Source organism: Marinomonas sp. S3726, from assembly GCF_000967665.1.
Taxonomy (GTDB): domain Bacteria; phylum Pseudomonadota; class Gammaproteobacteria; order Pseudomonadales; family Marinomonadaceae; genus Marinomonas.
Genome location: NZ_JXYC01000024.1, coordinates 27,641 through 42,122 on the forward strand (window position 1 = coordinate 27,641; position 14,482 = coordinate 42,122).

Below are 14,482 nucleotides of genomic sequence, written 5' to 3' on the forward strand. Positions count from 1 at the left end.
TTAATTTAGTTTTCACTTATATGTAGATTAAACTTTGTATTAAATATCAATGGTTTATTTACTATCTCTCGATGCAATTTTTTTGAGGAAGTGTATGTCTTTTCATTACTCTATCAGTGCTTTTCTCCTTGCTTGTGCATTAAATATAACAGGACTATCTGCAACAGAAACGAGCCATGATGCAGCCAAAAAAAAGCTAAACATCGTTGTAATTGGCAAGACTAAAAATGACAGTTTTTATGAACAGTCTTTTGACGGTTGTCAAAAATTCGCTCAAACTGTGGGTGACATTAATTGTATTTATGATGGGCCTCAAGACTTTCAAAATATCCGTTCTCAAGCTTACATTATTGAGTCTTATTTAAAGATAGGGGTAGATGGTTTACTTATTTCAATCACAGACTCAAGCTTTCTCGTTAACCGGGTATTAAAGCAGGCTAAAGAGGCAAAAATCCCCGTCATTACTTTTGATTCAGATTTATTAGCAAAAGATAAAGCCTATCGATTAGCTTATGTGGGCACTAATAATTTTGATTATGGTGTGGCGCTTGGTAACCAAGCAAAGGCATTTAAAAAAGCGGGTGAGACTCAGATATGCATTCAGTCTGGACATGATACAACGCCAAATTTGAATGCGAGAATTGATGGTGTTAGATATGCTTTAGCGGGTACCCATGTGACTCGATTACAAGGTGAAAATGGCTGGACAGAGTATTCAAGATGCCCGTTTTATACCTTAGGGAAAAGAGAGCACGCCGTTAGACAGTTAGAATATATACTTAACCTTGAGCATCCTCCTACCTTTCTTGCCGTGGCAGGTTTTGCCCAGTTTTCTCCTGATTACATTAAAAGAATTAAACCCTATGGAGCGCAAATCAAATCTGGCAAGGCGGTTATTATCTCTGCTGATGCAGAAGAGATTCAGCTAAAGGCACTGGGCGCTCACTTATCAAATATAAACATCGGGCAAAAACCATTTGAAATGGGACGCTTAGGCACTGAGCTACTGTATCAATATTTAACTCAGAATCAGTTACCAGAAAAAGACATTTACTATCAGGACTTTTATTACTGCACTCCAGAGAATGTGAATGAATGTGTGGTTAAATAACAGACTTATGCACAATTTTTAGCCGTATTTAATACGGCTTTATTGTGAATTAGCGATTAATTGATTCTTTTTTAACCTTGTTTTTGGAAAGGAAAGTACCAATATCATAGGGATGTAACAATAAAGGATTTTGATATTGTGAAAAGCTTAAAGGCTTATAACCCGCAACTAAAGTATAAAAAAATAATCCGTGAGAAGGCCATCTCAAGAGCGAAAACACGCATTATTATTGCTGGTCGTACCCCAGAAGAATTTAGCCAAGAAGACTTAGAGGTTGTGGTACAAGAGGAAGAAAATAAGCTCAAGTCTGACATTAAGAGTAAGGGGCTGGTGGCTGTTTTAGCTTTATTAGGTGTGAGCTGGCTCTAATGATGAATCAAATTTTTCGTATCACCTTTGTGACCTTTATTTATAAGCGTTACAAGCAAACAATCTTGTCTACTGCCTTACTTTTATTAGTTTTATGGCTAATCGAAAAAATTCATCAAGACTTTGTCAATTACAGCCAACTTAACGAAGATACTAGCTTTCTTGCTGTTTCCTTTGGACTTAAATGGTTTGCCTTTGCTTGTGTGACTGGCCTATATACTGCTTGGAATCTGTTTTTTAAACGAGAGAGTTTTAAAAAAGAAAGTCTTAGTAAGGCTGAGCGCAAAAAGTACGGCCAGCTTTTAAATGATGAAGATGAATTAGAAGATGACCTAATCGCAAAAATGCGTGCCATTCCCATATCGAAAGTCACAGCAAAAACCACTGAAAAAGAGCCTCAAAATGAAAAGGATGGAGAAGATGCCAAGCCTGATCCTTTTGCTCAAATTCGCGATAAAGAAACCTTAAAGTCGAAAGCTGACTTTGTGTTACATAAAAAGCCTAAGTAGGGCACTTTGAAGGGTAAGTATGATGAATGACGTAGTTAAGCAAAAATTTGACACTTACCCTGTTAAGGTGAGAGCCAAGCTTGAGTACTTAAGACAGCTTATTCTAGAAGTGGCCGCTAATACCGATAAGGTGGGAGAAGTAGAAGAGACCCTAAAATGGGGTGAGCCTGCTTATATTACCCTGCCTATCCAATATGAAGATAAATCAGGCAAACTCAAAAAAGCAAAAGCCCCTGGTACCACAATTCGTATTGACTGGAAGAGTAAAAGCCCAGATCAGTATGCCCTCTACGTGAACTGCCAAACCAGTTTGATTAATTCTTTTAATTCTCTTTTCCCTAATACCTTTACCTTTGAAGGCTCAAGAACTGTGGTGTTTAGACTTGATGATGAGCTGCCTGAAGAAGCGCTTAGAGTCTGTATTCAAATGGCGCTGACATATCATTTAGGTAAGTAATTTAAAGATAACTTCATCTTCTTTATGAACTTTTAAAAAGTGAATTTAGTTCGCTAGTTTTTTATAAATAGGAACTATTAGAATGTCTTCTGTTTTTGATAACAGAGGAAGTTTATATGCCTGAATATCCAATGGAGCCTGAAGGTGTGTCTGTCGATGTAAATATGAAAATGGTCAGAGAAAAGTTTGGTGTTATTGTGGGGGCAAATGACTATTACTGGTTTTATGAACAAGTTAAAAATAAAGGTCCTTGGGACTTTAAACAAAAAGGTTCTTTCGAAGAGTATGGTAATTTTCATTACGGTTCAGTTGGCTATGCTGGAGGAATTCCAGAGAGCTTATTGTTAAGAGCTGCTGGATGCGCTCAGTCACAAGCGGGAACATCTACTGATGCTTGGGGAAGTTGTTGGGGGGATGCGCCCTATGGTGATGACCCAAGTGATCAATACTATATTTCATTAGGTATCGAGTATGCGAAAAACAAGGGTTATTAGTTTTCTTTTGTTGGCCATTTTTGTAAGTGTTTTTAGCTTTTTTTTCTTTTCAAATACAACAAATTTTGATGAAGAAGTACTTAAACTTCCTTTGAGTAAAGACTTTGAAGTAGTTGGCTACCGTAATAACAATGGGGGTGGAACAGTTGGTTTTACTTATCATTATTTTGTGAAAGATACTGATGTAGATACAAAATTATCTCATCCATTTCTTATAACAGATGATAAAGAGATAGTGGTGGTTCCTAAGTCTAAGGATAGGTTCTCAATCTCGCTGGTAGGGAAAGTATATCAATTTAACAATATTATCTGGCTAAAACATAATAAATCACTGATTCAGTTTCATACTGAACTGATAGCAAATAGTTGCATTGAAAACTGTAAGCAACTTAGCTCAAATCTTTAGCATTCTAATACGGATTGGTAAAACAGGTTATATAGCAAGAGCCTCTGGCTAATTCGTATTTTTTGTTTCTAAATACCGCTCTTTTTTCTCAATAATTGTTGAATCGTTTACCCGCTTATTTACCCTTCATATTTGCTCCAATAAGGGTTAATTACTATGCTTATTTATGACGTGTGTTAGGTAAGAGAGGGATGACTTATTAGGCCTGACGGTGATTGATAAGCACTTAACTTAGGAAGCCTCATCCTATGATTAACCTTAATACCTGTATTCTTGAACAACCCAATATCGATTTTGAAAAATGGCAAGTTTTAGTCAATATGATGGCCGAAATTTACGGTGCATCTAGTGGCGTGGTCGTTCAGTTTAGAAATGATATTTTTAATGTTGTTTCGGCGAGTAACAATGACGGTAGCTTTCTTGAGGTGAATGCCAGTTGGCCTTGGGAAATGAAAAGTTTTTGCCGCCGTATTATGGAAACGCGAAGTGTTCTTTATGTGAATGACGCAGAAAATTCGAATGAATGGTGCAGTGCTCCCCCTGTTAGTGAAGGGCCTGTTCGATCATACCTTGGTTACCCTCTTTTTTGGCCTGATAACTCTTTATTCGGTTCAATTTGCGTAATAGATACTACCCCAACGGATTATTCAGAGAGCTTTGTGAAACTCTTAGGTCAGTTGAAAAAAGTGATTGAAAGTGAGCTCCAACATGTTTTTGATCATGAAAGAATTTCTAAGTTACTAGAAGAGCAAAGTGAGCAGCAAGAGCAGCTTAAACAACTTGCTCTCTATGACAGTTTGACCGGCTGCGCCAATCGCAACTTTCTTAGTGAACGTATCGCCTTTGCTATTGCTCGATCTGAGCGAGAAAAAACCGAGTTTTCTCTTTTATATATGGACCTGAATAAGTTTAAAGCAATTAATGATACCTATGGTCACAAAGCTGGAGATCTGGTTTTAACGGCGATTGCGAATCGAATCAATAGCACAATAAGGCGTACTGATTTGGTGGCAAGAGTGGGTGGTGATGAGTTTGTAATCGTATTTAATAATCTGGTGAGTTCAGAGGACATCATTAACCTTTTGAGCGATAAGATTCTTGAACCTATCCCCTTTGAAGATAAGCCTTTGCAGGTTTCAGCGACTTTTGGTGTGAGTGTTTACCCTGAGGATGGTCACAATATGGATAAACTTTTAGATGTGGCTGATAAACGTATGTATTACCAAAAAATCAGGGCAAGGGCATAGCTTCTAAGTATTCGTTTTTAATGCTTTTGACTCAAAGGCTTGGTTCTAAGTCTAGGGTCGAAAGAGCTGTTTAAGCAGGCAAGTTATTTGCGACTCTTCATTTTAAAAAAAACTCTTTTCTCTTACTTATATTGTCTTCAATAGCACGACTTCTATCGATCTAATTTGATGGCATAGGTTTTGCTGCGATTAGCTTAATGCTTTTTCTACACCGAATACTGGTTTTTTGGCCATCTTGTAAGGCTAATCGGCTTTGCATTGCTCTAAAACGGTGCGATTTGATGATGTGTTTAAATCAAGAGGTTTGTGTATGGAACAAAGTGAACCTATTCAAAGTATAAAAACAAATAAGAAGAGAGATATGGAATTTAGAGAGTTGAGCTCTATCAAAGGGCATGAAAACGGGTTTAAAGAGTTGTTAATTGATAGCATCGAAAATGGCGCTTCAATTGGTTTTATTACACCTGTTAAGGGCGATGAAATTAGTACCTATTGGAATGGCATTGAGTCGGACCTCGCCTTGGCGAAACGTAAATTATTTGCAGTTTTCGAGGGCGATGAACTAGTGGCATGTGTGCAGCTTTCTTTGTGTGCCAAAGCTAATGGTGCCCATAGGGCGGAAGTTGAAAAACTCATGGTAAAAACGACTTCAAGAGGCCAAGGTATTAGTAAAAAACTGATGAAGTTGATGGAATGTGTCGCTGTCGAAATTGGCTTAACACTTTTGGTATTAGATACTAGAGTAGGTGACTTAGCATCAAACTTATATCGTTCGATTGGTTACATTGAAGCAGGTAAAATTCCACAATTTGCGCTTGGCTCAAATGGTAAGTTAGAAAGCACAGTATATTTTTATAAATTGTTAACAAGATTATAAGTTTGATTTTTAAAGGGTATGAAGTTTAAGGGAGGAAAGGTGATGGCAGCGATAAAAGCAATTCTTTTTGATCACGATGGAACCTTAGTCGATTCTGAGTTTATTCATTATCAAATGTGGGTAGCGATTTTAAAACCCTATGGTGTGATATTAACTGAGGAGGATTACATCAAGGAATATGCCGGTATTCCTAGCCCTGCCAATGCCAAGACTATGGTCGAAAAATACTGTCTTACCTATACGCCAGAGGCGCTTAATAGAGCGAAGGCTCTGGCAACGGATAACTACCTTTCAAATCAAGCATTTCCTTTAGTGGATGCAGCCAAAGAGGTGATAACGAGTTTGGCCCAAGAAGAGGTGAAGCTTGCCATTGTGACTGGCGCTGGTGGAGATGCACCTAGAAATACGCTTAAGCAAAATAATCTAGAAACTTACTTTGAGACTATCGTCTCTGGGGATGACGTTGAACACAGTAAGCCAGCACCCGATTGTTATTTATTAGCTGCAAAGAGGCTAGGGCTTGAGCCTCATGAATGTGTTGCTATCGAAGATACGGCAAATGGCGTCAGTGCGGCTGCAGCAGCGAATGTTCCTTGTGTCGCAATTGCAACAAAAATGTCACAGCATCAGGATCTGAGCAAGGCGATTAAGATAGTTGCTAGTTTAAAGGATGCGAAAAATTGGATTAAAAATCAGTATTTTAGTTTTTAATTTTTTTAGGCGCATGTCGTTTTCTTAATATCATTTTTTTAATTATTTCATTGTTTTACTTAAGGAACCTGCGAATAAGTCCTCCCGCCTCAGCGTGTGGATAAAAGCGCCTAGATTTATGGCGAGGGGCGTAACTTAATAGTTATTCTATTGATAAGGCCCTCAACTTAAAGATAGGGCTTTTAGACCACGCCTTTTGGGTCTTTCAGAAAAAGCGTCTCTCTGTGTTGTCCCTTCTCGAAAGGTACCTACATTACGTCAAAGTGACGCCTTGCTTGACGCTTTTTCTGAAAAGACTGAGAAGAGGTGACTTAATCGCAGGTTCCTTAGCTCTGTTACTAAAAACCTCATTAACATTTGAGATTTTTTAGCTTGAACGACTCAAGGGATCATTATTGTTAATAAGTGTGTTAAAACGCGCATTTTTGGCATTTAACTTGTTATAACGTGGCTAGAAATGAACTTCTTCTCTATAACTTTGTAGGAGACTTGTATTTGTTTTTGTTGATTTAACTTGTAATGCTAAAGGGCAAAGAAAGTGAGAAATATCCTTTTCCTATCAGTTATTCTGATTTTTTTCCCTGCTGTAAATGGATTTTCGCAGACTTTAAAAGTAGCGACCGGAGAATACTCGCCAACAATAGGTGCTAATTTAAAGCATGGTGGTTATGCGACTCATATGCTGACTTTGGCGTTTGAAAGCCAAGGTATCAAATTGGATATAGATTTCATGCCTTGGAAGCGGGCTATGGTGAGTGCGCAAAAAGGAGATTATGATCTTACCTTCTATTGGTTCTGCTCTGAAGAAAGGCAAAAAGACTTCCATTGTGGTGAATCATTAATACAGTCTGAAATATATTTCTTTCATCTAAAAAGCTTAGATTTTGATTGGCAAGATTATGATGATCTAGAACCTTATTTTGTTGGTTTAACGGCAGGTTACCATTACTCACCTGAACTTGATAAGTTAGTTAATGCTGGTGAGCTGAATAGCCATGTCACCACACGTGATATAGATAATGTGAATATGCTATTGGCCAGTCGCATTGATATTTTCCCTATGACCGTTCTTGAGGGTTTATATCTAATAAATAACCGTTTTCCTCCTGAGTCAGCACGAAAAATTACTTATCATTCTAAGGCTCTTTTAAAACCTACTGGGCATCCTCTTTTTCCTAAGGTGAATGAAAATGCGAATGAAATACTGCAGATTTATAATAAAGGAATTATGGAAATTAAAGCGAAGGGCATATTGCAAGAATATGAGCAAAAGATGATTCAAGGTTGGTACGAGCAAGCCCTATAAGATATGACAGAAAACTAAAGCTAGCTTGAATGGCTAGCTTTAGCTTAAGAAGGTAAGTTAATTTACTTTCTTTCTACCACTTCATTTCACCCATTTGTACTTTCGCACCAATGCTGAGTGAAATCGGCACATTGCTCGCTGGATATTTAGCTAACATCTTCTCGATTAGCTCAGCACTATTTTCACTTTCTGCTTTTGCTTGTTGGAAGTCCTCAATGTATTGCAATGAGTAAGCAATACTTGTTGAATTTAACTCAGTACCTGCCTTCATATGACCTGGAATGACGCTAGTTGGCTTGAGTGATTGCATCTCTTCAAGTTGAGCTACCCAAGCGCTTTGAGATGCATCAGTTTGAGTATCAGCCATCCAAAGATGCATGTTGCCATAAATGGCGACATTGCCTAAAACCGCTTTGTTGTCAGGAATCCAAAGGTATGGACGGTGAGCAAGAGCGCCTTGTGTGCCTTTGATCTCTATTTTATGACCTTCCAGTGTTAGAAACGACTTGTCATACACTTCCGGCATGATCGGTTTTACAGGCGCATTGGCTCCCATTCTAGGGCCCCAAACGGAGAGTTTAGTTTCAAGCTTCTTCTCAATCACTTTTCTTACGGCTTTAGTGGTGATGATGTCTGCGTCTGGGAAAAAATCATGAATGACTTCGGCACCAAAATAATAATCAGGGTCAGCCTGACTGATAAAGATGGTTTTTAACTCTTTACCTGAATCTAATACCTTGGCTGTGATTCTTAATGCATCTGCTTTGGTGAAGCCTGTATCAATCAAGATGGCATCGTTTTCACCATAAATAAGGGTTGAGTTAACGTTAAAGCTTTTATCATCTGCATTATAAACATCGAACTGAAGGTCAGATTGCGCATTTGCTGTGATAGCACTGCTAAAAACGAGTGAGGTAAGTAAAAGGGATAACTTATTCATCTTTGTTTCCTATCATATGTGGGTAAGGGGTGAGCGAGATAATAGGAGATTGATAAGTTCGGAAAAAGATACAATAATCAGCATCATTATTTCTTAAATTGAGCAGATAATTTAGGTAAACAGATGGATAGAGTCACAGCGGCAAAGGTGTTTGTAGATGTTGCTTATTCAGGAAGCTTTACGGCGACATCGGATAGGTTAAGTATTTCTCGATCTATGGTGACAAGGTATGTGGAGGAAATGGAAAACTGGCTAGAAACGCGTTTGCTACATAGAACAACACGCAAAGTTTCTTTAACCAGTGCTGGTGAAGCCTGTCTTGGTAAGATAGAAAAGTGGCTGGAGCAATCAGAAGAAATCGTATCTACATCTGCAATCAATGGTGAGCTATTTGGCAAAATTCGTGTGGCCAGTAGCATGTCATTTGGCTTTGCTCAGCTTGTACCTGCCGTAAAAGGCTTTATGGAAAAGCACCCAAAAGTCAGTATAGATTTAGACCTGCAAGATTCAGTGGCAGATTTAATTGAAAGCCGTATCGATTTGGCGATTCGTATTGCGAGCACGCCAGACCCTTCTCTCATTGGCCAACCTATTGCTTTATGTGAGTCTGTGCTAGTCGCTTCACCTGAGTACTTAGCAAACAATACTCCTATCCTTGAACCGCAAGATTTAATGTTTCAAGATTGTTTAGGTTACAAAAATTTTGAGCAAAATGTCTGGCACCTTTCTCAAGGGGACATGTTCGAATCAGTTGAAGTAAAGTGTCGCTTAACGGCGAATGAAGCAACGGCTTTGTTGCATGCTTCCTTGTTAGGTATAGGAATATCGCTACAGCCAACCTATCTGGCAACCGAATACATAAAGTCTGGCGAACTAGTTGCAGTATTGCCAGACTGGCAACCTAATACGCTTACTACCTATGCCTTGTATTCCTCTAGAAAACACTTATCCCCGACGGTACGCGCGCTTATAGATTATCTAAAAGATTACTTTTCGCCTCTGCCTTGGCGTTAAAAAAGGCAGAAGAGTCTAACCATAAAATGCTAAGGACGGCAAAATGAAAGTTTTATCTTTAAGCTGTGATAATAAACATGGGTTTTCTAAAAAGCCGGTAACACAGCTTACCTTGATCGCAGGCTTAGGCGTCGAAGGTGATGCCCATTGTGGCGAGACCGTTAAACATAGATCTCGAGTAAAAGCAGACCCAACCCAGCCTAATTTACGCCAAGTTCACCTAATTCATTCAGAGCTTTTTACTGAGTTACAAGCAAAAGTCTTTAATGTTGAAGCTGGCTCTTTAGGTGAGAATATCCTCACCCAAGGCGTTGATTTACTCTCTTTACCAAAAGATACCTTACTCCATCTAGGTGATGAAGTTGTATTACAAGTGACAGGGCTTAGAAACCCTTGTGCCCAGTTGGATCATTATCAAAAAGGTTTGACCCAAGCTGTGCTGGATAAAGATGAAGAGGGCAATCTCGTACGTAAAGCTGGCATCATGGCGACTGTCGTGAAAGGAGGGGAGCTTTTAATAGCGGATGCCATTAAGGTTGAGTTACCTGAAAAACCGTATCAAAAGCTTGAAAGAGTTTAGGGTTAAAAGTTACGGTAATGATAGATTTAGCTTTATCTAAACTATGAATGCTATTACGAAGTAGAGGTTATTATGGCTCATAAATATTATGGTTCTTGTTTATGTGGCGCTATTAGCTTTAATGTTACTGGTTTTAGTGAAAGCGCAGCAAATTGCCACTGTACTATGTGTCGAAAGTTCCATGGAGCTGCTTACGGAACACTAGTGAGTGTGACTGGCTTAACTTGGTTAAAAGGCTTTGAATTAATGAAGCACTTCACAGCAAAGAATGGGACTCAAAGAAGTTTCTGCCAAGAGTGTGGTTCTAGTTTAGGGTTTAGAGTTAAAAATGCGAGTATTAATGAGATTGAGATAGCAATTTCAACGTTTGATGAAGATATTCCTATTAAAATTGATGCTCAAATTTATACAGAAGATAAAGCTAACTGGAGTGAATTACAGCAAGGCATCCCATCATTTAAGCAAGGACGAAATGAAAGCTAGCTAAAGGAATAATTAAAATGAAACTAACTTGTCATTGCGGCAATATCGAATTAACAGCGGCTTATGTTCCTCAAGAAATAGCCAATTGTAATTGTTCCATTTGCCGTCGTTATGCGGCTTCTTGGGCCTATTATGAGCCAAAGGATGTTAATATCTCCCACACTCAAAAAGCCTCAGGCGCTTATATTTGGGGGGATAAGGAAGTCGCTTTTCATCACTGTACTTTATGCGGCTGTATTACTCACTATGTAACGACAGATAAATGTGATGCCAATGTGACGGCTATCAATATGTGTATGGCTGATAATGAGATTAAAGATGCTATTCCAGTTCGAAAAATTGATGGGGCGGCTTATTAAAGCTTTCACCTAGAAGCAATTCATTAAATAAGATTTAAAACAAAGATGTTACTAAGTTCAACAGAAATACAGCAGTCTGGTATTCAATTTGGTACAAGTGGTGCGCGAGGCTTAGTGACTCAATTTAGTGCTAATGCCTGTGCTGCATTTACCCATGCTTTTATTTCTTGTATGCAAGGCGAGTTTCATTTTGACAAGGTCGCGATTGCGATTGATAACCGACCAAGTAGCCCTGCTATGGCGCAAGCGTGTGTGAAGGCGCTAGAGCAACTAGGCCTAGAAGCTATTTATTATGGTGTGGTGCCAACTCCCGCTTTGGCTTACATCTCAATGCAAGATGAAGTTCCTTGTATCATGGTCACCGGTAGTCATATTCCTTTTGACCGTAATGGACTTAAGTTTTATCGCCCTGATGGGGAAATTAGTAAGGCAGATGAAAAAGGCATTTTAACTGCTGAGGCTGAGTTCGAAGCGATTACTGACTTACCTGAACTGGTGGTTAACCATAAAGCGGCTTCTGTCTATATTGAGCGTTATACCTCTTTGTTTGATTCTTCTTTATTGTCAGGAAAGCGTGTTGGTATTTATGAGCATTCCAGTGCTGGTAGAGATTTATATGCTGACATGTTTAAAGCCTTGGGTGCTTCGGTCATTGCCCTAGAGCGTAGTAATGAGTTTGTGCCTATTGATACCGAAGCGGTTTCTGAGGCGGATAAACTAAAAGCGAAAAACTGGTCTGCAGAATATGACTTAGATTTTATTTTCTCCACCGATGGGGATGGAGATCGTCCTTTAGTATCGGATGAGAAAGGCAATTGGTTACGCGGTGATGTACTAGGTCTAATCTGTGCTGATGCGATGGATATTGAAGCCTTGGCTGTGCCTGTCAGCTGTAATACCGCTATTGAGAAGAGCCAAGCGTTTGAACATATTACTCGTACTAAGGTTGGTTCGCCTTATGTGATTGCAGAATTTGAACCCTTATCAAAAGACTATGCGAGTGTTGCAGGTTTTGAGGCCAATGGTGGATTTTTATTAGGTTCTGATGCCATAGTGAATGATAAAACAATTAAGGCACTACCAACCCGTGACGCCGTATTGCCAGCACTTATGCTGCTTGCTGCAGCGAAAGAAACGGGAATAGCGAGCTTAGTGAATGCGCTGCCACAAAGAGTGACTCACAGTGATAGGATTCAAAACTTTGCTACACAAAAAAGCCAAGGGATTTTAGCCCAAGCGAAAGATGCGCCTGAGGCATTTTTACAGAGCCTAAATTTCTCTGATGCCAAGCTTGCTTCTCTTGATACGACAGATGGATTGCGCATGACATTAGCCAATGATGATGTGGTGCACTTTCGCCCATCAGGTAATGCGCCAGAGCTACGCTGCTATGCAGAGTCCGTATCGATTGATCAGGCTAAGTCTTTAGTTGATCACGCTTTAAAACAGATCCAATTAATCTAACTATTTTAGTTTTAGATGAAGAGCCTAACAGAGTAATCCGTTTGGCTCTTTCTATTCTTACATGACTCTTTTACTCTTAAATCGCTAAAATGGCCTCTACTTCAACCTTGAGATCTGCCGAAAATAACGCCTCTATCTTGATGAGAGAACTTGCAGGCAGATGGGTTTGATAAATATCTGAAAGGGTTTGTCTTAGTGCTTGCATATCAGATAAATCAGTCACAAAAATTGTCATTTTAATGAGCTTGCTTAAGCTGCTGTCAAGAGCCTTTGCCATGAAGTCAATTTGTCTGAAAACCTCTTTTGTTTGCTCTGATATTGAGCCTTCTTGTGCCTGTGTTCCAAATGCTGTCATACCAGATGTATAAAGTGTGTTGCCGTGAATGACGGCGTGGCTATAGGGCCCAGCAGGAAGGCCAAGTTCAGGAAAGTTAATTGGCTTAACTATTAATTCATTTCCCACCATGTCGCTTTCGGTAATTTCATTTTTTAAGAGTTTCTGTTTTGTTGTTTCCTTATCGATCATTTTAGAGCCTCCCATTTGCCCGCTAACTTTGTTGAGATTTTATGGACTTCTGGGCCAATAAAGAAGGCAATAATTGCTGCCACAGGCCAAGCCCCAAGAAAGGCTTTACGCCAATGTGATAGAAACTCATTGTTAAGCCCTAGATTAATCCAAGTCACCCAGCAGCTCATAAGTGAAGAGAGCAAAAGAGACATGAGCAAAGCGAATAGAATTCGTTGTTTCATAGGGTATCTCCGAGCTTTTCGATGTAATCCACTTGGGTTAGCCCTAGGGATAAATAATGCAAAGTATGGGGTTCTTGAAAGTGCTGAGTGAGAGCTTCTTGGTTAGTCCACTTTTCCCAGAGGGTGAATTTACGAGGGTTGTCATTGTGTGGCTTTACCTCAAACTGAAAGCATCCCGTTTCTTCTATTGTGGCTAATCTTAGCTTTGCTAATTCCTCACTGGCTGTTTGTGGACTTTTATCGTCAGGGACAGTCAATCCTGCGCTAACCCATAGAAAAGATGAATTTGAAAGATGAGAGTCAGTCATGAAAAGCTCCTAGGTTTAGGTAATTAAGATAGGTTCAGTTTGTATTGTTGCGCTTATGATGTGTATGCTTTATTAATCAATCTTAAATTCCGGAAATGGAATCATGTTAGACGACATAGTGTTATTTATTCATATTGTTCAGCAACAAGGTTTAGCGCCCGCTGCAAGGGAGTTAGATATGCCTGTTGCTACTGTTACTAGACGGCTGCAACGGCTTGAAAATTCAGTGAGATGTCGTTTAATTCATAGAACTGCTAGGCGGTTCGAGCTTACCTCTGAAGGCGAAATATACTTTCGAGCTTATAGTCATTTGGTAGATCAATTTGAACAAACTCAACAGAGTTTAAGTGGCGAGCTAAATGATATGCGCGGAACTCTAAAAGTCATGGCACCTATCAATTTATCGGCAGGTTTTTTACAACCTATGTGGTCTGGGTTTATCCAAGAATTTCCTGATATTCAATTAGAGTTGAGTTTGAGCAACCAACTTGAAGACATGCTAGCTGAGAAAGCTGATTTAGCGATACGTGTTGGTCCCCAGCCTGATTCCGCTTTTTATCAAAAAAGGCTTGGAGAGGTCGGTACCATGTTAGTTGCTTCACCTGATTATATTGCTAAGTTTGGCGAGCCTAAAAGCATAGCTGATTTAAGTCAGCATAAGTTAATTGCTTCTCAAGCGATTATGAGTTGGACGCTCCAAAAGTCAGATGGAAAAGAAAAAACGAGTTTATCACCGGCGCTTTCTACCTTGGTTAATGATGTGAATATAGCGGCTTCTTTTGTTAGAGATGGTCTAGGTATCTCCCTGTTACCGACTACCGAAGTTCAGGATTATTTAAACAAAGGGGAAATGGTAAGAGTGCTAGCCGATTGGCAAGGGTTAGATAGAGCTATCTATGCTGTTTGGCCAAGTGGACGTTTGATGAATGTGAGAGCAAAACGTTTGTTAGCCTTCATCGAACATTATTTTATGGAAAAAAGTACTCTCGAAGTGATTAACTGTCGTTAATGCTTATGGTTAAAAGCGAGCTTTAGTCACTCGCACTAATGGCTTTCTTTTAGTTAACTTTTTAGTTAGCGTACTTATTCTCTTCTGC

20 protein-coding genes are annotated in these 14,482 nt (G+C 39.3%); 16 read left to right on the top strand and 4 right to left on the bottom strand.

The window, feature by feature from the left end; translation table 11 throughout:
• Positions 1-94: 94 nt before the first annotated feature.
• The 10 genes from TW85_RS17765 to TW85_RS17810 all read left to right on the top strand — a co-directional run bounded on the left by TW85_RS17765 (position 95) and on the right by TW85_RS17810 (position 7,487).
• On the top strand, positions 95-1,111 hold the full coding sequence (locus TW85_RS17765) for a substrate-binding domain-containing protein (protein WP_084616418.1): 1,017 nt from the start codon (positions 95-97) through the stop codon (positions 1,109-1,111).
• A 138-nt stretch (positions 1,112-1,249) separates the two neighbouring features.
• Complete coding sequence (locus tag TW85_RS17770; RefSeq protein ID WP_046018484.1) at positions 1,250-1,480, top strand: hypothetical protein; 231 nt, start codon at positions 1,250-1,252, stop codon at positions 1,478-1,480.
• Positions 1,480-1,989 carry a hypothetical protein gene (locus TW85_RS17775; RefSeq protein ID WP_046018485.1) on the top strand — a complete coding sequence of 170 codons (510 nt, stop codon included), beginning with the start codon at positions 1,480-1,482 and terminating at the stop codon, positions 1,987-1,989. The genes TW85_RS17770 and TW85_RS17775 overlap by 1 nt, the downstream gene beginning before the upstream one ends.
• Positions 1,990-2,011: 22 nt before the next feature.
• The gene (locus TW85_RS17780; RefSeq protein ID WP_238326248.1) at positions 2,012-2,446 is read left to right on the top strand and encodes a DUF1801 domain-containing protein; all 435 of its coding nucleotides are present in this window, start codon (positions 2,012-2,014) and stop codon (positions 2,444-2,446) included.
• 116 nt (positions 2,447-2,562) lie between these two features.
• The gene (locus TW85_RS17785) at positions 2,563-2,940 is read left to right on the top strand and encodes a polymorphic toxin type 44 domain-containing protein (protein ID WP_046018487.1); all 378 of its coding nucleotides are present in this window, start codon (positions 2,563-2,565) and stop codon (positions 2,938-2,940) included.
• Entirely contained in the window at positions 2,918-3,346 is a 429-nt protein-coding gene (locus tag TW85_RS17790) for a hypothetical protein (protein ID WP_046018488.1), read from the top strand. The genes TW85_RS17785 and TW85_RS17790 overlap by 23 nt, the downstream gene beginning before the upstream one ends.
• A 248-nt stretch (positions 3,347-3,594) precedes the next feature.
• Positions 3,595-4,593 carry a sensor domain-containing diguanylate cyclase gene (locus tag TW85_RS17795; protein WP_046018489.1) on the top strand — a complete coding sequence of 333 codons (999 nt, stop codon included), beginning with the start codon at positions 3,595-3,597 and terminating at the stop codon, positions 4,591-4,593.
• Between the two features lie 310 nt (positions 4,594-4,903).
• Positions 4,904-5,470, top strand: a complete 567-nt coding sequence (locus tag TW85_RS17800) for a GNAT family N-acetyltransferase (RefSeq protein ID WP_238326249.1) — start codon at positions 4,904-4,906, stop codon at positions 5,468-5,470.
• A gap of 42 nt (positions 5,471-5,512) precedes the next feature.
• Entirely contained in the window at positions 5,513-6,181 is a 669-nt protein-coding gene (locus TW85_RS17805; protein ID WP_052702277.1) for an HAD family phosphatase, read from the top strand.
• 538 nt (positions 6,182-6,719) lie between these two features.
• Positions 6,720-7,487: a transporter substrate-binding domain-containing protein gene (locus tag TW85_RS17810; RefSeq protein WP_046018491.1), complete on the top strand. Its 768-nt coding sequence runs from the start codon at positions 6,720-6,722 to the stop codon at positions 7,485-7,487.
• Between the two features lie 73 nt (positions 7,488-7,560).
• Here TW85_RS17810 and TW85_RS17815 read toward each other — a convergent pair whose 3' ends face one another.
• Complete coding sequence (locus tag TW85_RS17815) at positions 7,561-8,427, bottom strand: MBL fold metallo-hydrolase (RefSeq protein WP_046018492.1); 867 nt, start codon at positions 8,425-8,427, stop codon at positions 7,561-7,563.
• Between the two features lie 123 nt (positions 8,428-8,550).
• Here TW85_RS17815 and TW85_RS17820 point away from each other — a divergent pair, with 123 nt between their 5' ends.
• The 5 genes from TW85_RS17820 (at position 8,551) to TW85_RS17840 (ending at position 12,327) form a co-directional block, all read left to right on the top strand.
• Entirely contained in the window at positions 8,551-9,441 is an 891-nt protein-coding gene (locus tag TW85_RS17820) for a LysR family transcriptional regulator (RefSeq protein ID WP_046018493.1), read from the top strand.
• Between the two features lie 43 nt (positions 9,442-9,484).
• Positions 9,485-10,021 carry an MOSC domain-containing protein gene (locus tag TW85_RS17825; RefSeq protein ID WP_046018494.1) on the top strand — a complete coding sequence of 179 codons (537 nt, stop codon included), beginning with the start codon at positions 9,485-9,487 and terminating at the stop codon, positions 10,019-10,021.
• Positions 10,022-10,093: 72 nt separating this feature from the next.
• On the top strand, positions 10,094-10,504 hold the full coding sequence (locus tag TW85_RS17830; protein WP_046018495.1) for a GFA family protein: 411 nt from the start codon (positions 10,094-10,096) through the stop codon (positions 10,502-10,504).
• Positions 10,505-10,521: 17 nt separating this feature from the next.
• On the top strand, positions 10,522-10,863 hold the full coding sequence (locus TW85_RS17835; protein WP_046018496.1) for an aldehyde-activating protein: 342 nt from the start codon (positions 10,522-10,524) through the stop codon (positions 10,861-10,863).
• A gap of 45 nt (positions 10,864-10,908) precedes the next feature.
• On the top strand, positions 10,909-12,327 hold the full coding sequence (locus tag TW85_RS17840) for a phosphomannomutase (protein WP_046018497.1): 1,419 nt from the start codon (positions 10,909-10,911) through the stop codon (positions 12,325-12,327).
• Positions 12,328-12,403: 76 nt separating this feature from the next.
• Here TW85_RS17840 and TW85_RS17845 read toward each other — a convergent pair whose 3' ends face one another.
• Genes TW85_RS17845 through TW85_RS17855 form a run of 3 tightly spaced genes read right to left on the bottom strand, consistent with a single transcriptional unit; the run spans position 12,404 to position 13,385 of the window.
• Positions 12,404-12,853, bottom strand: coding sequence for a RidA family protein (locus tag TW85_RS17845; RefSeq protein WP_238326250.1), 450 nt, complete (start codon positions 12,851-12,853; stop codon positions 12,404-12,406).
• Entirely contained in the window at positions 12,850-13,077 is a 228-nt protein-coding gene (locus TW85_RS17850; RefSeq protein ID WP_046018498.1) for a DUF2798 domain-containing protein, read from the bottom strand. Before TW85_RS17850 ends, TW85_RS17845 begins: the two co-directional genes overlap by 4 nt.
• Positions 13,074-13,385, bottom strand: a complete 312-nt coding sequence (locus TW85_RS17855) for an antibiotic biosynthesis monooxygenase (protein WP_046018499.1) — start codon at positions 13,383-13,385, stop codon at positions 13,074-13,076. The genes TW85_RS17850 and TW85_RS17855 overlap by 4 nt, the downstream gene beginning before the upstream one ends.
• 103 nt (positions 13,386-13,488) lie before the next feature.
• Here TW85_RS17855 and TW85_RS17860 point away from each other — a divergent pair, with 103 nt between their 5' ends.
• Complete coding sequence (locus TW85_RS17860) at positions 13,489-14,394, top strand: LysR family transcriptional regulator (RefSeq protein WP_046018500.1); 906 nt, start codon at positions 13,489-13,491, stop codon at positions 14,392-14,394.
• Positions 14,395-14,482 lie beyond the last annotated feature (88 nt).

Coding starts and splice junctions, on each gene's coding strand:
- TW85_RS17805 (WP_052702277.1), top strand. CDS start 5,513: ATGGCAGCGATAAAAGCAATTCTTTTTGATCACGATGGAACCTTAGTC.
- TW85_RS17820 (WP_046018493.1), top strand. CDS start 8,551: ATGGATAGAGTCACAGCGGCAAAGGTGTTTGTAGATGTTGCTTATTCA.
- TW85_RS17840 (WP_046018497.1), top strand. CDS start 10,909: ATGTTACTAAGTTCAACAGAAATACAGCAGTCTGGTATTCAATTTGGT.
- TW85_RS17790 (WP_046018488.1), top strand. CDS start 2,918: ATGCGAAAAACAAGGGTTATTAGTTTTCTTTTGTTGGCCATTTTTGTA.
- TW85_RS17785 (WP_046018487.1), top strand. CDS start 2,563: ATGCCTGAATATCCAATGGAGCCTGAAGGTGTGTCTGTCGATGTAAAT.
- TW85_RS17775 (WP_046018485.1), top strand. CDS start 1,480: ATGATGAATCAAATTTTTCGTATCACCTTTGTGACCTTTATTTATAAG.
- TW85_RS17825 (WP_046018494.1), top strand. CDS start 9,485: ATGAAAGTTTTATCTTTAAGCTGTGATAATAAACATGGGTTTTCTAAA.
- TW85_RS17815 (WP_046018492.1), bottom strand. CDS start 8,427: ATGAATAAGTTATCCCTTTTACTTACCTCACTCGTTTTTAGCAGTGCT.
- TW85_RS17860 (WP_046018500.1), top strand. CDS start 13,489: ATGTTAGACGACATAGTGTTATTTATTCATATTGTTCAGCAACAAGGT.
- TW85_RS17765 (WP_084616418.1), top strand. CDS start 95: ATGTCTTTTCATTACTCTATCAGTGCTTTTCTCCTTGCTTGTGCATTA.
- TW85_RS17835 (WP_046018496.1), top strand. CDS start 10,522: ATGAAACTAACTTGTCATTGCGGCAATATCGAATTAACAGCGGCTTAT.
- TW85_RS17855 (WP_046018499.1), bottom strand. CDS start 13,385: ATGACTGACTCTCATCTTTCAAATTCATCTTTTCTATGGGTTAGCGCA.
- TW85_RS17850 (WP_046018498.1), bottom strand. CDS start 13,077: ATGAAACAACGAATTCTATTCGCTTTGCTCATGTCTCTTTTGCTCTCT.
- TW85_RS17800 (WP_238326249.1), top strand. CDS start 4,904: ATGGAACAAAGTGAACCTATTCAAAGTATAAAAACAAATAAGAAGAGA.
- TW85_RS17845 (WP_238326250.1), bottom strand. CDS start 12,853: ATGATCGATAAGGAAACAACAAAACAGAAACTCTTAAAAAATGAAATT.
- TW85_RS17780 (WP_238326248.1), top strand. CDS start 2,012: ATGAATGACGTAGTTAAGCAAAAATTTGACACTTACCCTGTTAAGGTG.
- TW85_RS17795 (WP_046018489.1), top strand. CDS start 3,595: ATGATTAACCTTAATACCTGTATTCTTGAACAACCCAATATCGATTTT.
- TW85_RS17830 (WP_046018495.1), top strand. CDS start 10,094: ATGGCTCATAAATATTATGGTTCTTGTTTATGTGGCGCTATTAGCTTT.